Source organism: Haloglomus irregulare (assembly GCF_007421925.1).
Taxonomy (GTDB): Archaea; Halobacteriota; Halobacteria; order Halobacteriales; family Haloarculaceae; genus Haloglomus; species Haloglomus irregulare.
Map to the genome: position 1 here is coordinate 143,429 of NZ_QMDX01000002.1, position 19,111 is coordinate 162,539.

Below are 19,111 nucleotides of genomic sequence, written 5' to 3' on the forward strand. Positions count from 1 at the left end.
TGGGAACGGTCGTGGAGGGGGCGCCCTCTCGCGCGGCTTGGCGCCCCCTCACTATCGTGGTGACAACGACGACAGTTCCGTCCCCGACGCCCTCGTGCCCTCGCCCCTCGAGTCCGCCAGGAGACCCCCGTTGGGTGCGCGATGGCACTGCCCCGCCCTTCCCCAGGGCGCGTGCCGTCGGCGACACGCGCCTCGGGCGCGCTCCCGGCCCGTCGGCTGCCCGGCTGGGCCGGTTCCACCGTCAGAGAGCCCGAGAGCTCCAGCGGCGTCGCTGGTGACCCACGCCCCTCGCCCGGGATAACCGGATAGATGCTGGCATTACCGGGAAGTACGGCACTCGGCGGACGAACAAGCCGCATTAGCGAACTACCGACCCAGTTCGACGGCACAGTCCGCACGGACCCAGGCGTCGGGCGAGTCGCTGTCGTACAGCACCGTCTCGCCGCCCCGGTTCGGAACGCGCCGTAGCGCTCGGGGCGGACGGTGGGCAAGCGGTCGTCGTGGGCAGTCTCGACGGCGGACGGCCCGGGGTTCTCGGTGTGCATACGCTCCTCGCGACCCGGAACCGTTGTGAGTCTGCTGCCAGCCATTACCGGTGGAAGGTCTCCGATGGGGACGGATGATGGGTCAGAGGGCGGTCGGCGACGGGATTGATTGCCTATCCACGCATCGGAACGGGCGTGCCCGAGGACCCGACCTTCCCGGACCCCGACGCGACCTCCCCCGTCGCGGCGGGGTGTGAGCGGTGTCCGGCGCTGGTCGACTGCCGGACCCACATCAGCCATGGCGTCGGCCCGACCGACGCCGCGGTGGTCGTGGTGGGCGAGGCGCCCGGTGCCGGCGCGCCCGACGCCGACCGCTGGCGTGGTGGCAACCTGACGGGGATGGCCTACACGACGCGACACTCCGGGCGGACGGTCCGGCCGCTGGTCGCCGACGCCGGCTTCGCGGGGGGCGCCTACTACACGAACGCGATATAAACGATCGAGTATGTATGCTACGTCTATCTGAGAGAAAGGATGACAGTCACTACTCGTCAGTCGTGCTGTCGATACCGAGCGCCCTGTTCATGCCACAGAAGCTGGTCGCCGCATTGAATCCGAACCCGAATGCCCCGACGAGAGCCAGCAAACCGGTGTTACGCTTCCGTTTCCGGAGCGTGCTGACAGCCACGACAGCCAGTAGGGCAGCGAGTAGTGCGCGGACATGACGGTCGCCTCGACGCTCCTTTGGATCAGTAATCACCCCTGCAACGCTCCCGGACGAATGATGGAGTTCGATGCAGTGAGCGTTCAGGACCCGGAAGAGGTTCCCAGTGTTACCGACACCCTTCAGGAAAACACTGCATCGTCCAGCGGCGGGCAACACTCCCCGCGCGTACAAGAATAGTCGTCTCCCTCGTCATTACTGGGGATGCGATACGCGATGCCGAACGCACTGTACAGCGAGCGGTCGGTATCAAGCAGATACAGAACAACCTCGGCGAGGAGTGCGACCGCCTCGTCCGGACGGCGGAGCGGAGCCGGTCGAATATTGATGCCGCACATTGTACTATGAGGGCGGACGAATATCACCTCTCTACCCGAAGCGGAGGGGTGCCGGAGACGGTTACCAAGCCAGTTCGACGTCGGAGCCGTTCTCGCGGCACTCCTCCAGGGCGTGTTTGGCGTCCATCCCGGCGCCCTGTGCGGTCCGGGCACGGCCGACGCCCACTCGCAACTCGACCCCGACGGCGTCCTCGACGTGGTCGACCGCGTCGTCGTAGCCCGCTTCGTCGACGTCCGAGCAGACCGTAATCACGTTATCGCCGCCGACGAAGAAGGCAAGCGAGTCGTGGGCCCGACGCATGTATCGCATCAGCTCGGCGTACCCCTGTTCGATGCGGATGAACGTGTCGAACTCGTTGAGCTGATCGGTGTACTTGCCGGTCGCGTCGTCGACGTCGAAGTGTGCAATCTGGATGTCCTCGGTCGACCGGTCGGCCTCCGCGAGCGTCTCGCCGCGGAGTATCCTCCTACGGTCGCTGTCCTGGGCGCTACCAGCGTCCTGGAGGCGGTCAGAGGCTGTGCCCAGCGCCTCGACTGGCGTCGGGCCGACGGCGACGCTCATGCTCGCGGTGACCGGGTAGCGGTTGGCGATGGACTCCTGGATCAGCTCATGGGCCGACCGACCCAGGCCGTTGGTGACGGTGACCATGTTATCAAACCGGCCGAAGAAGGCGTACCCCTCGCGGTTGCCCACCAGCTGGGAGACGTCGGCGTACAGCCGCGACTGGAGGGTCTGAAGATCGACCTCCCGTCGGGGCTCCGGCGTCGTCGTCCACGGACCGTAGTTATCAATCTGAACCAGAGTGATCTGCGTCTTTGTCACGGTACCCAATATCTGCGGGCGGACAACATGCACTTTGGGAATTCGGACGCGGATCTCAGCCTTGGACACGGCCGAGCAGGTCCAGCTGGTGTGTAGTGTACATCAGCTGTCCGTTGGCGGCCTGCTCGCGGCGGGCTGACAGCCACTCCGCGAACGTCTCCGCGAAGCCGGGCCCGGTTATCTCGCCGACGGCCGACTCCACCGTGTCGAGGACATGGTCGACCAGTACCCGCTCCGTCCCGGGATAGCCTCCGTCGACCGGCCGGACCGCCCAGTCCGAGCCCGCGACATCGAGCACGGTCGCGTCGCCCCGGCCCTGGAGCCGGGAGAGGGCGTGGCTACCAGCACGACTGTCTCCACCGGGCTTGCGGTCCATGTGGCGGTGGTAGGCCCACTCGACGGCCCGGTCCGCGGGGTGGGCCGGCGCGAACCGGGTGCCGCCGTCGAAGGTGATCGGGAAGTACCACAGCCCGCCGGGAGCGAGCCCGTCGAGCAGGCCGGGCAGGCTGTCCAGCCCGGCCACGTCGAGCACGGCCATCCCGACGAGGAGGTCCCACGACCGGTCGGCGTCGGCAACGAACCTGACCCCCTCGGCGACGGCCGGCTCGACCGTCAGCGTCCGCCCCTCGCCGGTAAACCGGAGGCGGTCGTCCGACTCGGCTACGTCGAGCCCGCGATCGGCCGCCCACGCCGGCAGCCGCTCGCGCAGCGCTGCGATATTGTCCGGGTTCAGGTCGACCGTGGTGTACTGTACCTCGCCGGCCGGGAGGTGATTCCACTCGACCAGCCGCTCGACCATCGTGCCGACCCCGGGGCCGACCTCGAGCACCCGGAGGGGTCCCTCCCGGTCTTGCGCCCGGGCGGTCAATAGCTCGCATAGCCGGTCGAGCAGGCGCCGGTCCAGCGCCCGGTCGTCGACCGAGCGCTTGGCGACGAGGTAGTCCTGGAAGTTAGTCACGTTGTCACCTCGCGGTCGCGACGTCGGTCGCCGTTCATGATGGCGGTCAGCAATGCTCGGACCCGGGCAGTCGTCTCCGCCCAGTCCGGGTGAGCCTCGTAGTAGGCACGTGCTGCTCGGCCCATCCGGGCGAGCCGGTCGCGGTCGGCGTCGAGTCTAACCAGCGCCTCGGCGATCCGGCCGGCGTCGCCAGGATCGACGAGTACGCCCGTCTCGCCGTCGGCCACGATCTCGTCAGCGCCGCCGGCGGCGCTCGCGACCGCCGGCAAGCCGAAGCTCATTCCCTCGAGATAGACGATGCCAAAGCCCTCGTACCGGGAGGGCACGGCGAGGACGTGACTCGCCGCGAGGGTCGTGGCCAGGTCCTCGTCAGGGAGCTCCCCGGCGAAGGTGACCACGTCCTCAAGCCCGCGGTCGGCCACTGTCTCGCGCACCGTGGCGACGTGGTCGGGTTCAACGGTTCTGCCGACCACGGTCAGCTCGACGGCCGCCCCGCGACGCCGGGCACGGTCGAACGCCACGACGAGGGTGTCGAGCCCCTTGCGTTCGGTCAGGTTGCCGACGAAGACGACGCGAAGAGGACCTTCCCGAACACGGGCGGCGACCTCGTCGGGGTCAATGTCGGGGTCGAACCGGTCGCCGGCCGGTGGGGCGACGACCGTTGTCTTGGGGTTGACGCCGAGGTTGGTGACGACGTCGCGGGTGGTCGCGCTGTTGCAGACCGCGCCGTCGACTGTCTGGAGGTAGCGGCGCTCAACGGCACGGTACAGTGGCGCGAGCGGGCGGTCCTCGCTGGCCCGGAGGTGGTGAACGATGCTGACGACCGGGTACGGGAGCTGCGGGTTGTGCCGGACCAGCGAGGGGTGGGCGAGTTCGTCCTGGAGCATCACGTCGACGTCGACGGTCAGCCGGTCGCGAACCCGGGAGGAGAAGCCGTCCAGGAGCCCGCGAGGGTAGGCCCGCCAGGGCAGTGAGATCACCTCAACCTCGTGGCCGGCGGCGCGCAGACCGGCCACGAGTTTGCGGTCGTAGCGGAACCCGCCCGACCGCTCCCCGAGGTCACCGTACAGCGTCAGCCCGACCCTCATACCGCCGCGTCGTAGCCGGCGGCGGCCTGGTCGTCCTCCCAGACCGTGACGGTCAGTTCGGTGACGGTGTCGTCGGCCACCCGCTCGGTCACTCGGCCGAACACCACCCGGGCGAACCGCTCGACGCTGGGGTTGTACCCCGAGAACTCCGGCAGGTTATTCAGCGTGGCGTCAGTGTACCGGTCGGCTATGTCCGCGAGGGCCGCCCGTGCATCGTCGATGTCCACCAGGTAGTCGTACTCGTTGAGCTCGGGGCCACGAAACTCCAGTTCCACCCGGAAATGGTGAGAGTGGAGCTCACCCTCCGGTCCCGGGTTCGGGACGGTAAGGTAGTGCTGAGCCACAAAGTCAGTCCGCACCGTTGTCGTGTACATCAATCAGGTTGAGGGGCGGGAACCACCTAAAGCCCGGCCTCGTGATGTCGGTGTCCGGGTCAGTCATAGGTGAAGACGACCTGGACAGCCTCGTCCTTGCGCTCGTCGAGCAGTCGGTATGCCTTGGGAGCCTCGCTTACGTCGAGCCGGTGGGTGAACATCTCGGAGACGTCGGCCCGATCGAGCCAGGAGCGGACGTACTCCATGCGGCGCTCCTTGTCCCAGCGGCCGGCGTGGTCGGGGTCGACCCGGCTCACCTGGCTGGAGCGAATCCGGATATGGCTTCTGTGGTAGGACCCACCCAGGTCCAGGGAGACGTCCTTGATGCCGTACCAGGAGCCGACGAGCACCTGGCCGGCGTAGCCGGTGACATCGATGGCCTCATCGAGTGCCTCCGGTGCCCCCGACAACTCCACGCTGAGATCGGCGCCGTCCGCACTCAGGGCGGCGGCGGCCTCGCCGGGGCGGACGGCTCGGTCGGCCCCGAACGACCGCGCGAGGTCGCGGCGGCGTCCGTAGCGGTCGACGGCGACCAGCTCGGAGAGCGGGAAGTCCGCGAGCACCGCCGTCGTTAACAGTCCGACCGGCCCCTGTCCGAAGACGGCGACCCGCTCGCCGAGACGGGGCTGTGCGTCCATGGCGAAGTTGACCGCCGCCTCGACGTTCGGCACCAGCAGGGCGTCCTCGGCGGACAGAGTGGTCGGCACGAGATCCTCTGGGTCGGCGAGAAAGTGGCTTTCGTGGGGGTGGAAGGCTAACACTCGGCGGTCCAGCCAGTCGTCGGTCACGTCGACCCCGACGGCACTCACCCGGCCGACGGCCGCGTAGCCGTACTGCTGCGGGTACGAGAACGTGCCGTCGAGGGCGTCGATCGTCTCGTCGGCGTCCATCGACTCGGGTACCTCGCCGCGGTACACCAGCAGCTCGGTACCGGGGCTGACCGCCGACAGTTCCGTTCGCACCCGGACCTCGTCGGGCCCGGGCTCGGGAACCGGCCGGTCACGCACCTCCACGCGGCCGGGCTCGGAGAAGTACAGCGCTCGCCCGGTCATTGGTCAGCCTCCAGGCTGTCGCAGACGAGGTCGGGCGATGAGGCGGTCGGACGCGGCTCGGTGTCGGGACCGGTGCCAGGCATCGGTCGGTCCTGACAGTGAACCAGTGTCACGTTTTACATCACGGTTTCGTGATAGGAAAAGCTTCTCAATCAGTCAACGGTATCTCATCGCTGCAAGCCGGTCGGTGTCTATCCCGCCGTACACCTGTGATGCCAGCAGGGGCCCGGTGGCTCCAGCGTCGGCGTCTCCGTCGCCTTCCTCTCGCCTGCGGCGGTCGCACAGGGCATCGACAGTGAGACCGCAAACACCAGGACCGCAAGGGCGTGTGGATCGGGCGCCCGTACAAGCCCCTATTCCCCGAACAAGTTGGCGTGGTCGGCAATCACTGCACGATCGATTTTCCAGCCCTCGACGACTATCTCGGCGGCGAGGGCCGGTCGAGCCCCTGATCGGCTCCGAATCAATCAGCGCCAGGGTGTACTCTAGCCCGTTGATGTAGATATGGAGTTTGCGGGTCTGCTGGAAACCGAGGGTCGAGTGCGCGTTATCGTTGTGGCCGACCTACAGTAGCGGGAGGCGCACCCCTTGCAGACAGCGACAAGCCGCTCTCCCCGTGGGTCGAATCCCAGCCCGCCACCATCGGGACGCTCCTCGACCGTGGAAACCTCGAAATCCGAGTCGGTGGCCCCGCCCCCGGTGGTGGGACGTTCCACCCGGAACTCGGCATCGGAATCGACGACGCCGAGCAACTGCACAAGCTCTCTTTCGAGGGAGCATCAACGAGACACTGGCCGCGTGGCAACACAACTCCGAGCGGTTCAAACTCCATCGCCCGTGAATCGATGGCGAGCGCAAGTACCTCAAGGTGGATGTCGATACGTTCCAGCAGCTCTGGAAGGGCGCCCACCCCTCCGTCGACGTGTGTGAACGCCGTGAAATGCTTCCCCTGCGACGGGGCCGGGAGCAACCGCGAGCCGACCGCTGCCGAGCGGGCGAACTGCCGGCCCTACCTGCGCGAGGAGCTCGCGACGGTCGCCCCTGACGCGGTCCTCACGACCAGCAAGCACGCGACGGCGTCCGTGTTCGCGATGGACGACCGGTCCGTCGACGGGTTCCTCGACCTAGTGCTGGACCCCGTCGAGACCGGTGTCGGGCGGGTCGTCCCGCTGTTGCATCCCAGCTATCAGGCGGTGTGGCTGGCGCGGCTGGACCACACCCGCGAGTCGTATCTGGCCGAACTCCGGGCGGTGCTGGAGACCGCCGGAACGGGCGACTGAGCCCCACGAGCGGGGGTTCCCGGTCGCAGGTGCCGCCGTGACGGGCGGTTTTATGTCCATGGCGCGGATTCGACACCAACGACCATGTCGGACCAGGCGATCGAGCGGGCGGTACGGCAGCTCCGGAACGCCGAGGTGGCCGCCGCCGAGACGGCCACCGTCCGGGACGGGACCAACGTCTTCCCGGAGGACGCCGGCGAGCCGGTGCGGGTGCTCGACGCCGGGAGCGCGGTCCGGACGGTGGAGGACCTCGCGCGGACCGCGCTCGCGGAGTACCTCCCGGAGGGCGTCGGCATCGCCACCCGGAACGGCGAGTTCGAGCTGACGGCGCCGGCCGCCGAGGGCGTCGACGTCCGCTTCGACACGGAGCTGTTCGCGGTCCACTCCACGCAGGTCACCTTCTCCGGGACGGTCGAGCGGGCCGTCGACGGCACCGAGGTCGGTGTCGTCACGGTCAACTTCCGGCTGCTCGACCGTCAGCGGTTCCCCGGGTCGGGGTCGCACGGGGAGCAGCCCCGGCCGGGCGGCGAGGGACAGGGATGACCGCGCCGGGCGCGATACCGACCCGGTCGATGTGGGCCGCTCCGGGGTGGCGACGGGATCCCACCGGCCGGACTCGGACCGCTACAGTTCGTCCTTCGTGCTCGGCGTGTCGCCGGCCCGTCGCTCGTCGACGCGGGTAGCGTCGTCCAGCGCGCGGGCGAGCGATTTGAACAGCGCCTCGACCTCGTGGTGGGCGTTCTCCCCCTCGACGCCGGCGTGGAGGGTCAGCCCGGCGTTCATCGCGAGCGACCGGCAGAAGTGTGCGGCCATGTCGCTGGTGAACTCGCCGACCCGCTCCTGGGAGAAGTCGCCGTCGAACGCGAAGTACGGCCGCCCGGAGACGTCCACGACCACGTCGGCGACGGCCTCGTCCAGCGGGACCCGGCGGTCGGCGTAGCGCCGGATGCCGCGCTTCTCGCCGAGTGCGGCGTCGAACGCCTGCCCGAGCGTGATGGCGACGTCCTCGACGGAGTGGTGATCGTCGACCGCCAGGTCGCCGTCGCACCGGACGGTGAGGTCGAACAGGCCGTGCGTGGCGAGCGCCCCGAGCATGTGATCGAAGAAGCCGATGCCGGTCTCGGCGGTCGCCTCGCCGTCGCCGTCGAGCGCCAGCGTCACCTCGACCGTCGTCTCGGCGGTCTCGCGGGTGACGGCAGCCTCACGCGCGGCGCCCGCCGCGGCGTCGTCACCGGTCGCCTCGTCGCTCATGTCCCTGCCTCCGATGGCCACGGTCAAGACCGTTCCCCTCCAAGCGCCCGCCGCTGATCAGTCTGCAGATGTGGTCATACGTGGTGGGGCCGCAGGTCCGGTCGCGGTGTCTCGGCCCGTCCCGCCCGCCCCGCTGTCGGTTCGGCACCACCCTCACGGTCGCCGACGGGGAGCCGACGCCGGACGCGCTCGACCACCGCGGCGACTGTCCGGAGTCGTTCCGTTCCGGGGTCCACAGCGCGGAGACGACGCGAGCCCCCCGCGAGCGCGGCGAGGCGCTACTCGGCCTCGGTGAGTACGAGGCCGCCCGAGGCGTTCCGGGGCGCGCGACCAGTTCCGGACTCTCTGCGCCGAGGACGTCGCGGCCGGCTACGAGGCCCGGGTCGAGGCGGCCACGGACTGACCGACGGCCCCCGCCGCCCACTGGGGATATAGACGACCGTTGTGAACTGGGCTGTACCGACCGTTTATCAACCCTGGGGGCGACCAGTCAGTATAATGACGCTCATCCAGTCGGTGGCCGACGCCGTCGCGACGGCAGCGCCCAGGCTGGCGGCCGCGTCCCCGACGAGCGCCGCCGTCTCCGGTGCCGCGGCCTACGCGCTCACCAGGTGGATGGCCCGCGATGCGGGCGTCTCCCCGTCCCGGCGCTGACCGGCGGCCCGCATCACCGGGGCCCGCCGACCCGATCCCTCCGCCACGAACCGCTTCCACGTAGCCGCCGGCTCGCCGGGCAGTCCCGTCGCCGAACACAGCGGTGCTCTGGTTCTAGCGGACGGCCTCGCCGGCCTCCGCCAGGGTGAACGCGCCCTCGTAGAGGGCCGTTCCCACGACGACCGCGGCGCCCCCCGTGTCGTGGACCGTCCGGATGTCCTCGATGGTGGCGACGCCGCCGCTAGCGATGACCGGCGCGTCGACGGCCTCGACGACGCGCCGGACCTCCTCGCCACGGACGCCCTCCATCTGCCCCTCGACGTCCACGTCGGTGAACAGAACCCCCGCCGCGCCGGCGTCGACGAACCGGGCGGCGGCCTCGGCGGGATCGAGACCGGTCCCCTCGGTCCAGCCCGAGACGACGACCTCGCCGCCGCGACTGTCGAGGCTGACGAGGACACCGTCGGGGTAGCGGTCGGCGACCGTCGAGACGATGTCGGGGTTCTCGACCGCGGCGGTCCCGAGGATGACGCGGTCGACGCCGCCCTCCAGGAGGTCGAACGCGTCCGTCGCGGTACGGATGCCGCCGCCCATCTGCACGTCCGCGGTGGTGCTCGCGACCACCCGCTCGATGGCGCTCGCGTTGGCCCGCTCGCCCTCGAACGCCCCGTCCAGGTCGACCAGATGGAGCGTCCGCGCGCCCGCCTCCTCCCAGTCGCGTGCGGCCTCGACGGGGTCGCCGTACGTCCGGCCGGTCCCCCGCTCACCACCCACGAGCTGGACCACCTGCCCGTCCTGGACGTCCACCGCCGGCACGACCTCGAAGGTGTCGAACATGCGCTACCCGTCGCTGGGTCGGGGGCGGGCTAAACGGTGCTGGTCGGCGCGGCGCTCGGGGCGGGAGCGCCCGGCCCTGTCCGTGACGGCACGCCGTCCCCGATAACGACAGAACGTGGCTGATACTCGAACGATTCCGGGTACGAACACGCGGGATGTGGTGCCGAGAACGAACTCACCGATAGCAGAACCTGTCGGGCGTTCAGTCCGAGCCCGTGGCCAGCCGGTCGAGGACGGCCTCGGGCATCCGCTCGCGCATCGCCGGCGGGATGTCGTCGGGGTCGACCTCGTCCGGGTCGGCGTCGTCAAGGAACTCCCCGGCGACCTCGTCGGGGTCGACCTGCATCCCGGGGCCGAACAGCTCCAGCGCGGAGTTGATAGTGGTCCAGTCGCCCGTCTCGGCGGCCTCGCGGATGCTCTTGGTCGGGGCCGACAGCAGCTGGTTGACGAGGGCGTCGGCCATCGACTCGACGGCGGCCGTCTGGTCCGCCGAGAGACCGTCCGTCTCCATCGTGGTGATGGCCTTCTCGACCTCACGGCTCTTGACCCGCTCTGCGCCCTCGTACATCGCGCCGATGATCTGGTCGGCGCGCTTGCGCTTGTACTGCGAGAGGAGGTGGTCGAGCTCCTCGGCGACCATCCGCTCGACGCGTTCGGCGGCCTCGGCCCGGGCCTCCTGGGTCCGGTTCGTGACGGTTTCCAGGGCGTCGAGGTCCCGGACGGTGACCGAATCGAGGTCCGTCGCCGGGGCGGCCACGTCCCGCGGCGACGCGAGGTCGACGACGAACGTCTCCCCGGCGTCCGCGAGCAGCCCCGTCCCGATGATCGGCTCGTCGGCGCCGGTCGTGGTGAGGACGAGTCCGGCCGCCCCGATGGCCTCCTCGAGCGCGTCCAGTCCGACCGCCTCCGTCGGCGTCGCGTCGATGTCGTCGGCCAGGCGGGCGGCCCGCTCGGGGGTGCGGTTGGCGACGGTCAGCGAGGCGACCTCGCCGGCCAGCGCGCGGGCCGCGAGCGTCCCCATCTCCCCGGCGCCGACGACCAGGGCGTCCTCGGCGGCGAGGTCGTCCAGTTCACGCCGGGCCAGTCGGACGGCCGCGCTCCCGAGCGAGACGACGCCCTCGTTGATACCGGTCTCGGCGCGGGCGCGCTCGCCGACGTGGATGGCCTTGGTGATGGCGTCCTCCATGACGGGGCCGATGCCGCCGGCCTCGCTGGCGGTCACGAACGCACGGCGGACCTGCCCGATGATCTGGTCCTCGCCGAGGACGAGCGACTCCAGGCCGCAGGCGACCCGGATGAGGTGCTCCAGGGACGCCTCGTGGGTCATCTCCCGACGGACGCCCTCCAGCCCGGCGGTGTACCGGTCGAGCGCCGCCATACCGGTCTCGGCGTCGTCGGTAACGACGTACGCCTCCACGCGGTTGCAGGTCTGCAGGCAGAACGCCTCGCGGACGCCCGGCTGCGAGAGCAGGGTCTCGACGCCCCGGTGCTGGGATTCGACGGCAGCTCGTTCGATATGGTCCAGGCCGGCCTCCTCGTGGGAAACGCTGACGCCCGAGACGAGTCCCGTTGGAACGGTCACTGTTCGTCACCCACCACCTCGGCGATGACCGCGGTGGCTTCTCGACGAGCGTTGGTACTACCATCACCTAAACCCTTCCAAACGCTCGGGCTGCGAACCACCCGGCGAACCGCCTCCCGGCGGGCGTCCGGTCCCACGTCTCGCGCCCTGAGATCGGTCCGGACCTCGGCCGTCAGCTCCGCCATCGCGCCGGCGCCGGCCAGCTCCTCCTCCAGCCGCTGGCGGAGGTGCTTCGACAGTGCGGGGCTGGCGCCGCCGGTCGCCAGGCTCGCCACCACGGGGTCCTCGCGGACCGTCGCCGGAACCACCACCTCGCCGACCGGCCGCCGGCCGGTGCCCGACCGGTCCGCCCGGTTGTGGAGGACGCCCCGCTCGTCGGCGGTCGCCGCGATGGCGGCGTTCAGGTCGGCATCGTCGGTCGCGGCCACGACCAGCGCGGGGTCGGTCCGTTCGAACCAGGGCGGCACGTCCCCGGGGGTCGGCGCCGCGCGGACGCGCTCGACATGGCCGGTCGCGTCACCCTCGGGGGTGAACCGCCGGTCCACGAACGCGGGGCTGACGACCACGACGCGGGCCTCCCGGGCGAACCGGCGGGCCTTCCGCGCCCCGACCGGGCCGGCCCCGAACACGAGCACAGTCTCGCCACGGAAGTCGTGATGCAGCGGGATCATCTAGTCGTCGTCCACCCCGGTCGTCCCGGCGGCCCGCTCGTCGGTGTTCGCGTCGGCCCGCTCGTCCAGCCGGATGCCCGTCTTCTTCAGGATACGGGTGGAGAACAGCGTATCCCAGTCACCGTCCTCGACGTCCCAGAACTCGGCCATCCGCTCGCGGACCTGCTCGACGCGCTCGGCGCTCTCGGCCTCGCTGCGACCGTGGGTCATCGCGAAGAAGTTGTACGACCAGACGCCCTCGTGGCGCGGCCGCTCGTAGCAGTGCGTGACGAAGTCCAGCGACGCGACCGCCGGCCCGACCTCGTCGACGACCTCGTCGGGGACGTTCCAGACGGTCATCCCGTTCTCGGTGTAACCCAGCGCGTAGTGGTTCGGGACGACCCCGACGCGACGGACCTTCCCCTCGGCGTCGAACCGCTGGAGCGTCTCCAGCACCCACTCGACGGGCTGGTCGATCTCGTTCGCGACGTCCGCGTACGGCGTCACCGAGAGCGGCAACCCGTCCTGTACCGCGAGCACGAGGTCGCGCTCGCGGGGCGTGAGGTGGTCACGGTCGGTCGGCGTCACGCCGGGCCCCAGGTCCGAGAGGTCGACGTCGCCCGCCTCGATGGGCCCGTCGACGAGGAACTTCGCCTCCACGCGGAACTCCTGCTGTTTGGGCAGGTTGTACGTCTCCTGGCCGGTCTCGGCCTCGATCTCGTCCAGTACCTCGCGGACGCGGCCGGCGTCCGCGACGCTGACGACGAACCACATGTTCAGATGCGGGTGCTCGCGCTCGTAGTTGTGTGCGACCTCCCGGTGGGCGTTGACCTGCTCGGCCACCGCGTCGAAGCGGTCCTCGGGGGCGTGCATCGCGACCAGCGTCGCGGCACCACCGATGGCCTCGGCGTTGACGAGCGCGCCGAAGCGCGTGAGCGTCCCCGCCTCGTCCATCGCACGGACCCGAGCCAGCAGCCCGTCGGCGTCGATGTCGACGCCGCGCTCCCGGAGCGCGCGCGCCGCCGGCTCGAACGGGCGCTCGACCACGGGGAACCCGCCCTGGAAGGCGTTCACGATGGCGCGGTCGACCCGCGAGAGGGAGCCGTCGTCGTCCTCGGTCATGCTGCTTTGTCGGGGACAGGGCCGGATAAGCGTCGCGTTCCCCACATCACAGTGGGCGCTCCCGCCCGGTGTCAGTCGTCGCCGCGGACGCCGACGACCCGGTCCACGTCGTCCAGTTCCTCCAGGTCCGAGAGCAGCGCGTCGTGGTCGACGACGGCCTCGTAGTAGGTGACGACGGCGTAGGCCCCCTCCCGGAGCAGCTGCTGGCACTCCCAGACGAACGCCTCGTCGTCGAGGGTCAGCCCCTGGTGCTGGTTGACGCCGAACTCGGGGTCGTCGTTGCCGGAGTAGACGTAGGTGTCCTCCGGCGCGGTATCCGGGTGGTGGGCGGCGATGCGGTTGCCGGTATCGAGGGTGAGCTGGTGGAGCGCGGGCTCCTCCTCGCCCGAGAGGGTGGTGTGGACCACGACACCGTTCAACTCGATATCACCCGGTTCCAGCAGCGCCCGGGTCCGCCGGATCAGACCCTCGTCGACGTGTTCGCTCATACCCGGGATTGGCCACGCGCCGGTAAACAGGTAGCGGTCACCGGCCGACGCGTCGGCCGGGAGAGACGGTGGCACGCGGGAGCCACAGCTTGGAAGCTATGGCTGCGCGCCCGCGACGAATCGCGCGACCGCGCCGCAGTTTCGTGCCGCTGCCTCTCAGTGGTCGTCGGCCTTCAGACCCGGCGAGGGTTCTGGGCGCGGGGGCCCTTCTCGGATTCGACGATCTCGAACTCGAGCTCCTCGCCCTCCTCGAGATCCGGACCCTCGATGTCGTCCATGTGGACGAACACGTCGTCGTCCGCTTCGTCAGTCTCGATGAAACCGTAGCCGCCGGTGTCGTTGAAGAACACGACCTTACCAGTCGCCATTGCAACTGCCCGGAGGATACGACCATATAAAAAGTCTGCGACCGGTCGCACCCGCCGGACGACACGAACCGGCGCCACCGGCATCAGCGACCGGTGTGACGAGTCACAAGACCCATAGCCTGTGGGCATCGCTGGTCGGACATGCACGGGTGGCTGCGCCGACGAGCGCTCTCGCTGTACGAGCGCCTGCTGGAGCGGGAACTCGACGGGGCTCCCACCCACGTCGCCGTCATCCAGGACGGGAACCGCCGGTACGCGCGCCGGTCGGGCGACGAGGCCACCGACGGCCACCGCGCCGGCGCGGAGACGACCGAGCGGATGCTCCACTGGTGCAACGAACTCGACGTACAGGAGCTCACGCTGTACGCCTTCTCCACCGAGAACTTCGAGCGCCCGCCCGCGGAGCGCGAACAGCTGTTCGACCTCATCGAGCGCAAGCTCCGGGAGTTCGCCGACCGCGAGGAGGTCCACGAGAACGAGGTCCGCATCCGCGCCATCGGTGAACTCGCCCGGCTCCCGCCGCGCGTGCGCGAGGCTATCGACTACGCCGACCGCCGGACGGCGGGCTACGACGAGTTCCATCTCAACATCGCGCTGGCCTACGGCGGCCGCGCCGAACTCCTCTCCGCGACCCGGGACCTGGCCGGCGACGTCGCGGCCGGCGACCTCGACCCCACGGACATCGACGTGGCCGAGGTCGAATCCCGACTGTACGAGGGCCCCGCCCGGGCCGTCGACCTCATCATCCGCACGGGCGGCGACGAGCGCACGTCGAACTTCCTCCCCTGGCACGCCAACGGCAACGAGGCTGCCGTCTTCTTCTGCTCGCCGTACTGGCCGGAGTTCCGCCGCGTCGACTTCCTCCGGGCGGTGCGGACCTACCAGGCCCGCGAGGCCTCGTGGCGGCGGACCCGTGCCGAGCGGGCGGTCGCGCTGCTCCGGGCCGTCGGTGACGCCGAGCTGGGCGATGCGCGGCGCGTCCTCCGGCGTGTCCGCGAGCGGGCCGAGACGGACGGGACGGAGCTGGACCTGCCCGAGCCCGAACCGGAGGACCCGCCCGAAGCGCCGGAGACCATCACCGAGACCGCCGACTGACGGCTACGGCGCCTCCCGGTCCATGTCGCGGTGCTCGTTGCCCGGGATGTCGTCCCGGAACCTGTCGATGATGCCGGTGAACGCCCGCATCCCCCGTAGGGAACCTCCACGTCGTCGAGGGTGTTCCGACCGCCGTCCGGGCGACGTCGAAGCCCCGTTCGCCGGCCGGGCGACCCCGCACCGAGCGATACTTGTCCGCCCGCGAACTGACGGCGGACATGAGCCTGCGCGTCGCCATCGGGGCCCCGTTCCAGCGCGAGGGGACGGCGGAGCTCCCCGAGGGCACCTTCTTCAAGAAGCTCTCGCTGGACTGGGAGTGGTTCACGCCGGACCAGGCCCGCCGGCTGGCGGATATCGGCGTCGGGGAGGGGCTGCTCACGCGCGAGGGGAACCGGCTGGTCGCGCAGTTCGACCCCGCCGACGTGGACGTGCCCGAGGAGTTCCGGCCCGACGAGTCACTCCTCCAGGAGCGGTCGACGTTCGACCGGGTCCTCTCGGCACTCGCGAACGAGGGCGTCGAGAAGCAGGAGGCCGTCGCGGCGATGAACCAGCTGAAGGCCGACCGTGGGCTGACGATGGACGGTGCCGCCGTCCTCTACGCCCACCGGCAGGGTGCGGACGTGGCCGACCTCGCACGCCGGGCCCGGGAGGAGCTGTGATGGTCGACGAGTCCATCACCGACGGCCGGCGCATCGCCCAGCTGCTCGCCGCCGAGCTCCGGGGCCACGAGCGCGGGGCGCTCGGCCGGCTGGCCGTCGTGGATGTCCGCGACGCCGAGGGGAGCGAGCACGGCACGTTCGCCTACGGCGTGGCGCTGCTGCCGCCGGGGGAGACGGCCGACCGGCGCAACCCCGACGTCGCCGAGCGCGACGCGGTCGACCGGCTGGCGGAGGTGTACGTCCACCTCGACCGCGCCAGGGTGGAGTTCCGGCTCGCGCCGGACGCCGCGGCGGACGCGGGCCGGGAGGCCGCCGCCGCGGACGAGTCGGGGCTTCGGGTGCGGCCGAAGGCCACCACGCCGCCGCGGACGCTGCTGTTCCTGGAGTCGGGGGTCGCGGCCAAGCGGGCGCTCCCGGTGTTCCGGGCGGTCATCGCAGCGAGCGATGACTGACTACTCCGGCACCGTCACGTCGAGCGAGAACCCCCAGACGAACTCGACATCCGGGTCGCCCCCGAATCCCGCCCGTGGGTCGTCGTACACCTGCACCGCCTCCGACCACCGGTACGCCCCCGGCCGGAAGTAGCCCCGGACCGCGTAGTCGTCCCAGAGCTCGTACTCGTTGGTGAGTGAGCCGCCGGCGTAGCGCCGCGGGTTGCAGCCGTACAGCGCGTCCCCTCGACCGCCGCTGGCGTCCGGCACCCAGCGGTCCCCACGGCGGTCCTCGTGGTCGGTGCTCTCGGCCAGGTAGAGCCGGAGCCCTCCGGGGTCGTCGCTGCCGCCCTTCTCGCGGTTGAACAGGCAGCAACCCCCCTCGGCGACCGAGATGGCCCGTTCGGGCCCCTGGTTCGTCGTCGTGACGGCGATACGGACGGGCTGGTCGGCGGTCGCCAGCGGCTCGGCCACCGCCACGTCGATATCTACGGGGCTGTCGTCCGGGGTCGCGTTGACGCTGGCGAGCGCCACCTGCCGCCGGTCGGTATCGGGTCCCAGCAGGTGCCGGCCGGCGCCCGGCGCGACGTCCCCCTTGCACCCTGCGAGCCCCGCCAGGCCAGCTGCGCCGGCGGCTGCCAGGTATCGGCGCCGCTTCATCGGGGACGGTTACGGCCCGAGCGGCATAAGTTGCGCGGTAGTATGTAGCGCAATTATCGACCGAGGGCCGTAATAATTGCTGAAACTGGCGGATATCCGAAGAAAAGAAACTGCAAGCCAGCTACTGCTCCCTTGCGACCGTCAGCTACCGTCCGCGTGTGCGAACACGAACTCGCGCAGCAGCTTCGCGCCCAGCACGGCCGCCTGTCCGTCGTCGCGGTCGTTGACCTCCACGCAGTCGAAGCCGTCGCAGTGGGGCGCCACGTCCCGGACGACGTCGCGCATCGCCCGAGACGACAGCCCGAACGGCTCCGGCGTGCCGGTGCCGGGCGCGACCGACGGGTCCGCGGCGTCGATGTCGACGCTCAGGTAGACCGACCCGTCGAAATCGGGCGTCCAGTCGGGCACCGCTTCGGGTGGCACGACGGCCACGTCCCCCCCGGCCGCCCGCTCGTACTCGGCCTCGCTGCCGGCGCGAGCGCCGAGGATGACCGCCCGGTCGGCCACCTCGAGCGCGTGCCGGGTGACAGTGCTGTGCGACAGCGGGTCGCCGCCCAGCTCCTCGCGGAGGTCCAGATGGGCGTCCAGACAGACGAAGCTGTCCGGCTCGACGGCGCGGACCCCGGCGACGGTGACGGTATGCTCGCCGCCGACGAGGAGGGGGACGGCGTCGTCGGCTCCGACGTCTCGCAGTCGTCCGGTCAGGAGGTCGAGGTACTCCTCGGCGTCGGCCCACGGCGACTCGTCGCCGGCGTCGTGGACGGCGAGGTCGGTGAACCGCGCGTCGGTGCGGGTATCGTAGTCCTCGAAGCCGCGGGCGAGCCGGCGGACGCGGCCGGGCCCGAAGCGGGCCCCAGGCTGGAAGGAGGTCGAGCGGTCAAGCGGCGCGCCGACGAGGACGTAGTCGGCGTCGGAACGGTCGGCGGTCGCGCCGGGGAAGGGGGTCACGATCTGAGGAGGGGAACCGGTCGTCGGTCGGCGGGTCGGTGCGCCCGGCTCAGACCAGCTTCCGCTGGCCCTCGTACTCCAGGTACTCGATCTCGTCGTCGGCGCTGATCTCCTCGCTGCCGGGGATGCGCATCGTGATGGTGTCGTACGTCTCGAGGTCCATCACCTGCATCTCGCCGTCGGCGGTGGAGACGACCTGCCCCTGCTTGCGCTCGACGATGGGCACCCACACCTTCGCGTCGACGGGCTGGGTGAAGTTGCGCTTCTGGCTGTCGAAGACGCCGGTCCCCTCGACGCGGGCCTTCGCGCTGCCGTGCTTGCCGGGCTTGGACGTGCTGTAGGCCGTGATCTTCGAGGGGACGTCCTCTATCATCACGTAGTTCCCCTCCTGGAGTTCGCGGACCTCGGTCTGCTCTCTCGCCATGCCCGGTGCTTCCGGTCGCGCCGGTATAAACGGTACGGAACGGTGGAGTCGCGACCGCCGCGAGCGCCGCCGACGGCGCTCAGGCGGGCCGTTCCGCCGGAACGGACAGCGCCTGGCTCCCGACGGGTTGCCGACCGGCCCCTTCCCGGGCGACGCCGACACCCACATCGCGTAGCCGTGACAGCGCCAGCTGCCCGTTCGGGCCCGCAAACATCGACCGCTCGCTGCCGTCGCCGGTCGCTCGAACGCCGCCGCGGGTCGGTGCCGTGCGTCGAGACCGCCGCTCAGAAGCTCAGATGCGAGGTGGAATCGGGCAGGTCGTCGTCATCGTCGTCGTCGTCGCCGTCGACGGCGTCGGCGGGGCCGGCGTGGTCGAACGTCACGTCGTCGTCGGTGAGGTAGACCGCTCCGAGTTCGACGGTCACATCGACCTCGACCAGCGTGGAGCCGGCGGCCTTCCCGTTGTCGCAGTGGCCGGTCGCGGCGTCGAAGACGGAGCCGTGTTTCGGGCAGACGATGCCGCCGTCGCGCATCACGGTCCCGACCCCCTCGCGGTAGAGCTTCTGGTCGGTCTCGTGCTGGCAGAAGTTCTTCCAGGCGACGATGCCGTCGGCGAGTCGGACGAGAACTACCTCCCGAAGGGAGCCGTCCGACTCCTCGACGGTGCACAGCCAGCCACCCCGGTCGGGTACGTCGTCGACGCTCGTCAGGTGCGTGCGGGGCACGGCGACGACTGGGGTGAGCGGGTAAAAAGCCCTTCTCCCGGGGGCGTCCGGGGCTCCCGACCGGACCACTTTAGCCTGCGCCGCCCCTCCATTGG

At 70.4% G+C, this 19,111-nt stretch carries 23 protein-coding genes and 2 pseudogenes; 7 read left to right on the forward strand and 18 right to left on the reverse strand.

All coding sequences use genetic code 11. The features are described 5' to 3' along the window. Window positions 1–680 precede the first annotated feature (680 nt). Window positions 681–977 (forward strand): annotated as a pseudogene (locus tag DP107_RS04500) (uracil-DNA glycosylase); the annotation flags it as partial. Between the two features lie 52 nt (window positions 978–1,029). On the opposite strand, the gene DP107_RS21225 reads toward DP107_RS04500, so the two are convergent. The 7 genes and pseudogenes from DP107_RS21225 to DP107_RS20680 form a co-directional block, all read right to left on the reverse strand. Next, window positions 1,030–1,368, reverse strand: a complete 339-nt coding sequence (locus DP107_RS21225) for a YgaP-like transmembrane domain (RefSeq protein WP_338072725.1) — start codon at window positions 1,366–1,368, stop codon at window positions 1,030–1,032. A 240-nt stretch (window positions 1,369–1,608) separates the two neighbouring features. Next, the gene (locus tag DP107_RS04510; RefSeq protein WP_144260957.1) at window positions 1,609–2,370 is read right to left on the reverse strand and encodes a GTP cyclohydrolase III; all 762 of its coding nucleotides are present in this window, start codon (window positions 2,368–2,370) and stop codon (window positions 1,609–1,611) included. Window positions 2,371–2,425: 55 nt separating this feature from the next. Continuing rightward, window positions 2,426–3,328: a class I SAM-dependent methyltransferase gene (locus DP107_RS04515; protein ID WP_144260958.1), complete on the reverse strand. Its 903-nt coding sequence runs from the start codon at window positions 3,326–3,328 to the stop codon at window positions 2,426–2,428. Next, window positions 3,325–4,416 (reverse strand): glycosyltransferase family 4 protein, encoded by a 1,092-nt coding sequence (locus DP107_RS04520; RefSeq protein WP_144260959.1) that lies wholly within the window; start codon window positions 4,414–4,416, stop codon window positions 3,325–3,327. The genes DP107_RS04515 and DP107_RS04520 overlap by 4 nt, the downstream gene beginning before the upstream one ends. Next, a complete protein-coding gene (locus tag DP107_RS04525) occupies window positions 4,413–4,790 on the reverse strand; it encodes a 6-pyruvoyl trahydropterin synthase family protein (protein ID WP_144260960.1) in 378 nt (125 codons plus the stop codon). The genes DP107_RS04520 and DP107_RS04525 overlap by 4 nt, the downstream gene beginning before the upstream one ends. Window positions 4,791–4,849: 59 nt before the next feature. Continuing rightward, entirely contained in the window at window positions 4,850–5,842 is a 993-nt protein-coding gene (locus DP107_RS04530; RefSeq protein ID WP_144260961.1) for a zinc-binding dehydrogenase, read from the reverse strand. 380 nt (window positions 5,843–6,222) lie between these two features. Then, window positions 6,223–6,367: pseudogene (locus DP107_RS20680) on the reverse strand (DNA polymerase sliding clamp); the annotation flags it as partial. Between the two features lie 401 nt (window positions 6,368–6,768). Between DP107_RS20680 and DP107_RS04535 the strand changes: the two are divergent. Both DP107_RS04535 and DP107_RS04540 read left to right on the forward strand, forming a co-directional pair. Beyond that, window positions 6,769–7,122, forward strand: a complete 354-nt coding sequence (locus tag DP107_RS04535) for a uracil-DNA glycosylase family protein (RefSeq protein ID WP_338072721.1) — start codon at window positions 6,769–6,771, stop codon at window positions 7,120–7,122. 84 nt (window positions 7,123–7,206) lie between these two features. Next, window positions 7,207–7,665 carry a hypothetical protein gene (locus DP107_RS04540; RefSeq protein ID WP_144260963.1) on the forward strand — a complete coding sequence of 153 codons (459 nt, stop codon included), beginning with the start codon at window positions 7,207–7,209 and terminating at the stop codon, window positions 7,663–7,665. Window positions 7,666–7,746: 81 nt separating this feature from the next. On the opposite strand, the gene hisB is transcribed toward DP107_RS04540, so the two are convergent. Further along, window positions 7,747–8,373 carry an imidazoleglycerol-phosphate dehydratase HisB gene (gene hisB, locus DP107_RS04545; protein ID WP_144260964.1) on the reverse strand — a complete coding sequence of 209 codons (627 nt, stop codon included), beginning with the start codon at window positions 8,371–8,373 and terminating at the stop codon, window positions 7,747–7,749. Between the two features lie 498 nt (window positions 8,374–8,871). Here hisB and DP107_RS19840 point away from each other — a divergent pair, with 498 nt between their 5' ends. Beyond that, on the forward strand, window positions 8,872–9,027 hold the full coding sequence (locus DP107_RS19840; RefSeq protein WP_185977172.1) for a hypothetical protein: 156 nt from the start codon (window positions 8,872–8,874) through the stop codon (window positions 9,025–9,027). Between the two features lie 114 nt (window positions 9,028–9,141). Here DP107_RS19840 and hisA read toward each other — a convergent pair whose 3' ends face one another. From hisA to DP107_RS04575, 6 genes are all read right to left on the reverse strand, one after another. Next, window positions 9,142–9,864: a 1-(5-phosphoribosyl)-5-[(5-phosphoribosylamino)methylideneamino]imidazole-4-carboxamide isomerase gene (gene hisA, locus DP107_RS04550; RefSeq protein ID WP_144260965.1), complete on the reverse strand. Its 723-nt coding sequence runs from the start codon at window positions 9,862–9,864 to the stop codon at window positions 9,142–9,144. 202 nt (window positions 9,865–10,066) lie between these two features. Continuing rightward, window positions 10,067–11,446: a glutamyl-tRNA reductase gene (gene hemA, locus DP107_RS04555; RefSeq protein WP_144260966.1), complete on the reverse strand. Its 1,380-nt coding sequence runs from the start codon at window positions 11,444–11,446 to the stop codon at window positions 10,067–10,069. Beyond that, window positions 11,443–12,117, reverse strand: a complete 675-nt coding sequence (locus DP107_RS04560; protein WP_144260967.1) for a precorrin-2 dehydrogenase/sirohydrochlorin ferrochelatase family protein — start codon at window positions 12,115–12,117, stop codon at window positions 11,443–11,445. The genes hemA and DP107_RS04560 overlap by 4 nt, the downstream gene beginning before the upstream one ends. Continuing rightward, complete coding sequence (gene ahbB / locus DP107_RS04565; RefSeq protein WP_144260968.1) at window positions 12,118–13,218, reverse strand: siroheme decarboxylase subunit beta; 1,101 nt, start codon at window positions 13,216–13,218, stop codon at window positions 12,118–12,120. It lies immediately after the preceding gene. A 71-nt stretch (window positions 13,219–13,289) separates the two neighbouring features. Beyond that, window positions 13,290–13,706, reverse strand: a complete 417-nt coding sequence (locus DP107_RS04570; RefSeq protein WP_144260969.1) for a DUF5778 family protein — start codon at window positions 13,704–13,706, stop codon at window positions 13,290–13,292. Between the two features lie 173 nt (window positions 13,707–13,879). After that, window positions 13,880–14,074: a cold-shock protein gene (locus DP107_RS04575; RefSeq protein ID WP_144260970.1), complete on the reverse strand. Its 195-nt coding sequence runs from the start codon at window positions 14,072–14,074 to the stop codon at window positions 13,880–13,882. Window positions 14,075–14,215: 141 nt separating this feature from the next. Here DP107_RS04575 and uppS point away from each other — a divergent pair, with 141 nt between their 5' ends. From uppS to DP107_RS04590, 3 genes are all read left to right on the forward strand, one after another. Then, entirely contained in the window at window positions 14,216–15,169 is a 954-nt protein-coding gene (gene uppS, locus DP107_RS04580; RefSeq protein WP_144260971.1) for a polyprenyl diphosphate synthase, read from the forward strand. A 218-nt stretch (window positions 15,170–15,387) separates the two neighbouring features. Continuing rightward, on the forward strand, window positions 15,388–15,828 hold the full coding sequence (locus DP107_RS04585; protein WP_144260972.1) for a DUF2240 family protein: 441 nt from the start codon (window positions 15,388–15,390) through the stop codon (window positions 15,826–15,828). Then, window positions 15,828–16,280 carry a hypothetical protein gene (locus DP107_RS04590; RefSeq protein ID WP_144260973.1) on the forward strand — a complete coding sequence of 151 codons (453 nt, stop codon included), beginning with the start codon at window positions 15,828–15,830 and terminating at the stop codon, window positions 16,278–16,280. The genes DP107_RS04585 and DP107_RS04590 overlap by 1 nt, the downstream gene beginning before the upstream one ends. On the opposite strand, the gene DP107_RS04595 is transcribed toward DP107_RS04590, so the two are convergent. The 4 genes from DP107_RS04595 to DP107_RS04610 form a co-directional block, all read right to left on the reverse strand. Next, window positions 16,281–16,919 (reverse strand): hypothetical protein, encoded by a 639-nt coding sequence (locus DP107_RS04595; protein WP_144260974.1) that lies wholly within the window; start codon window positions 16,917–16,919, stop codon window positions 16,281–16,283. A 141-nt stretch (window positions 16,920–17,060) separates the two neighbouring features. Further along, window positions 17,061–17,867 (reverse strand): arginase family protein, encoded by an 807-nt coding sequence (locus DP107_RS04600; RefSeq protein ID WP_144260975.1) that lies wholly within the window; start codon window positions 17,865–17,867, stop codon window positions 17,061–17,063. A 49-nt stretch (window positions 17,868–17,916) separates the two neighbouring features. After that, entirely contained in the window at window positions 17,917–18,291 is a 375-nt protein-coding gene (locus DP107_RS04605) for a translation initiation factor IF-5A (protein ID WP_144260976.1), read from the reverse strand. Window positions 18,292–18,575: 284 nt separating this feature from the next. Beyond that, the gene (locus tag DP107_RS04610; protein ID WP_144260977.1) at window positions 18,576–19,016 is read right to left on the reverse strand and encodes a Rieske (2Fe-2S) protein; all 441 of its coding nucleotides are present in this window, start codon (window positions 19,014–19,016) and stop codon (window positions 18,576–18,578) included. Window positions 19,017–19,111 lie beyond the last annotated feature (95 nt).

Coding starts and splice junctions, on each gene's coding strand:
- DP107_RS04520 (WP_144260959.1), bottom strand. CDS start 4,416: ATGAGGGTCGGGCTGACGCTGTACGGTGACCTCGGGGAGCGGTCGGGC.
- DP107_RS04525 (WP_144260960.1), bottom strand. CDS start 4,790: ATGTACACGACAACGGTGCGGACTGACTTTGTGGCTCAGCACTACCTT.
- DP107_RS04530 (WP_144260961.1), bottom strand. CDS start 5,842: ATGACCGGGCGAGCGCTGTACTTCTCCGAGCCCGGCCGCGTGGAGGTG.
- DP107_RS04540 (WP_144260963.1), top strand. CDS start 7,207: ATGTCGGACCAGGCGATCGAGCGGGCGGTACGGCAGCTCCGGAACGCC.
- hisB (WP_144260964.1), bottom strand. CDS start 8,373: ATGAGCGACGAGGCGACCGGTGACGACGCCGCGGCGGGCGCCGCGCGT.
- DP107_RS19840 (WP_185977172.1), top strand. CDS start 8,872: ATGACGCTCATCCAGTCGGTGGCCGACGCCGTCGCGACGGCAGCGCCC.
- hisA (WP_144260965.1), bottom strand. CDS start 9,864: ATGTTCGACACCTTCGAGGTCGTGCCGGCGGTGGACGTCCAGGACGGG.
- DP107_RS04560 (WP_144260967.1), bottom strand. CDS start 12,117: ATGATCCCGCTGCATCACGACTTCCGTGGCGAGACTGTGCTCGTGTTC.
- ahbB (WP_144260968.1), bottom strand. CDS start 13,218: ATGACCGAGGACGACGACGGCTCCCTCTCGCGGGTCGACCGCGCCATC.
- DP107_RS04570 (WP_144260969.1), bottom strand. CDS start 13,706: ATGAGCGAACACGTCGACGAGGGTCTGATCCGGCGGACCCGGGCGCTG.
- DP107_RS04575 (WP_144260970.1), bottom strand. CDS start 14,074: ATGGCGACTGGTAAGGTCGTGTTCTTCAACGACACCGGCGGCTACGGT.
- uppS (WP_144260971.1), top strand. CDS start 14,216: ATGCACGGGTGGCTGCGCCGACGAGCGCTCTCGCTGTACGAGCGCCTG.
- DP107_RS04585 (WP_144260972.1), top strand. CDS start 15,388: ATGAGCCTGCGCGTCGCCATCGGGGCCCCGTTCCAGCGCGAGGGGACG.
- DP107_RS04590 (WP_144260973.1), top strand. CDS start 15,828: ATGGTCGACGAGTCCATCACCGACGGCCGGCGCATCGCCCAGCTGCTC.
- DP107_RS04595 (WP_144260974.1), bottom strand. CDS start 16,919: ATGAAGCGGCGCCGATACCTGGCAGCCGCCGGCGCAGCTGGCCTGGCG.
- DP107_RS04605 (WP_144260976.1), bottom strand. CDS start 18,291: ATGGCGAGAGAGCAGACCGAGGTCCGCGAACTCCAGGAGGGGAACTAC.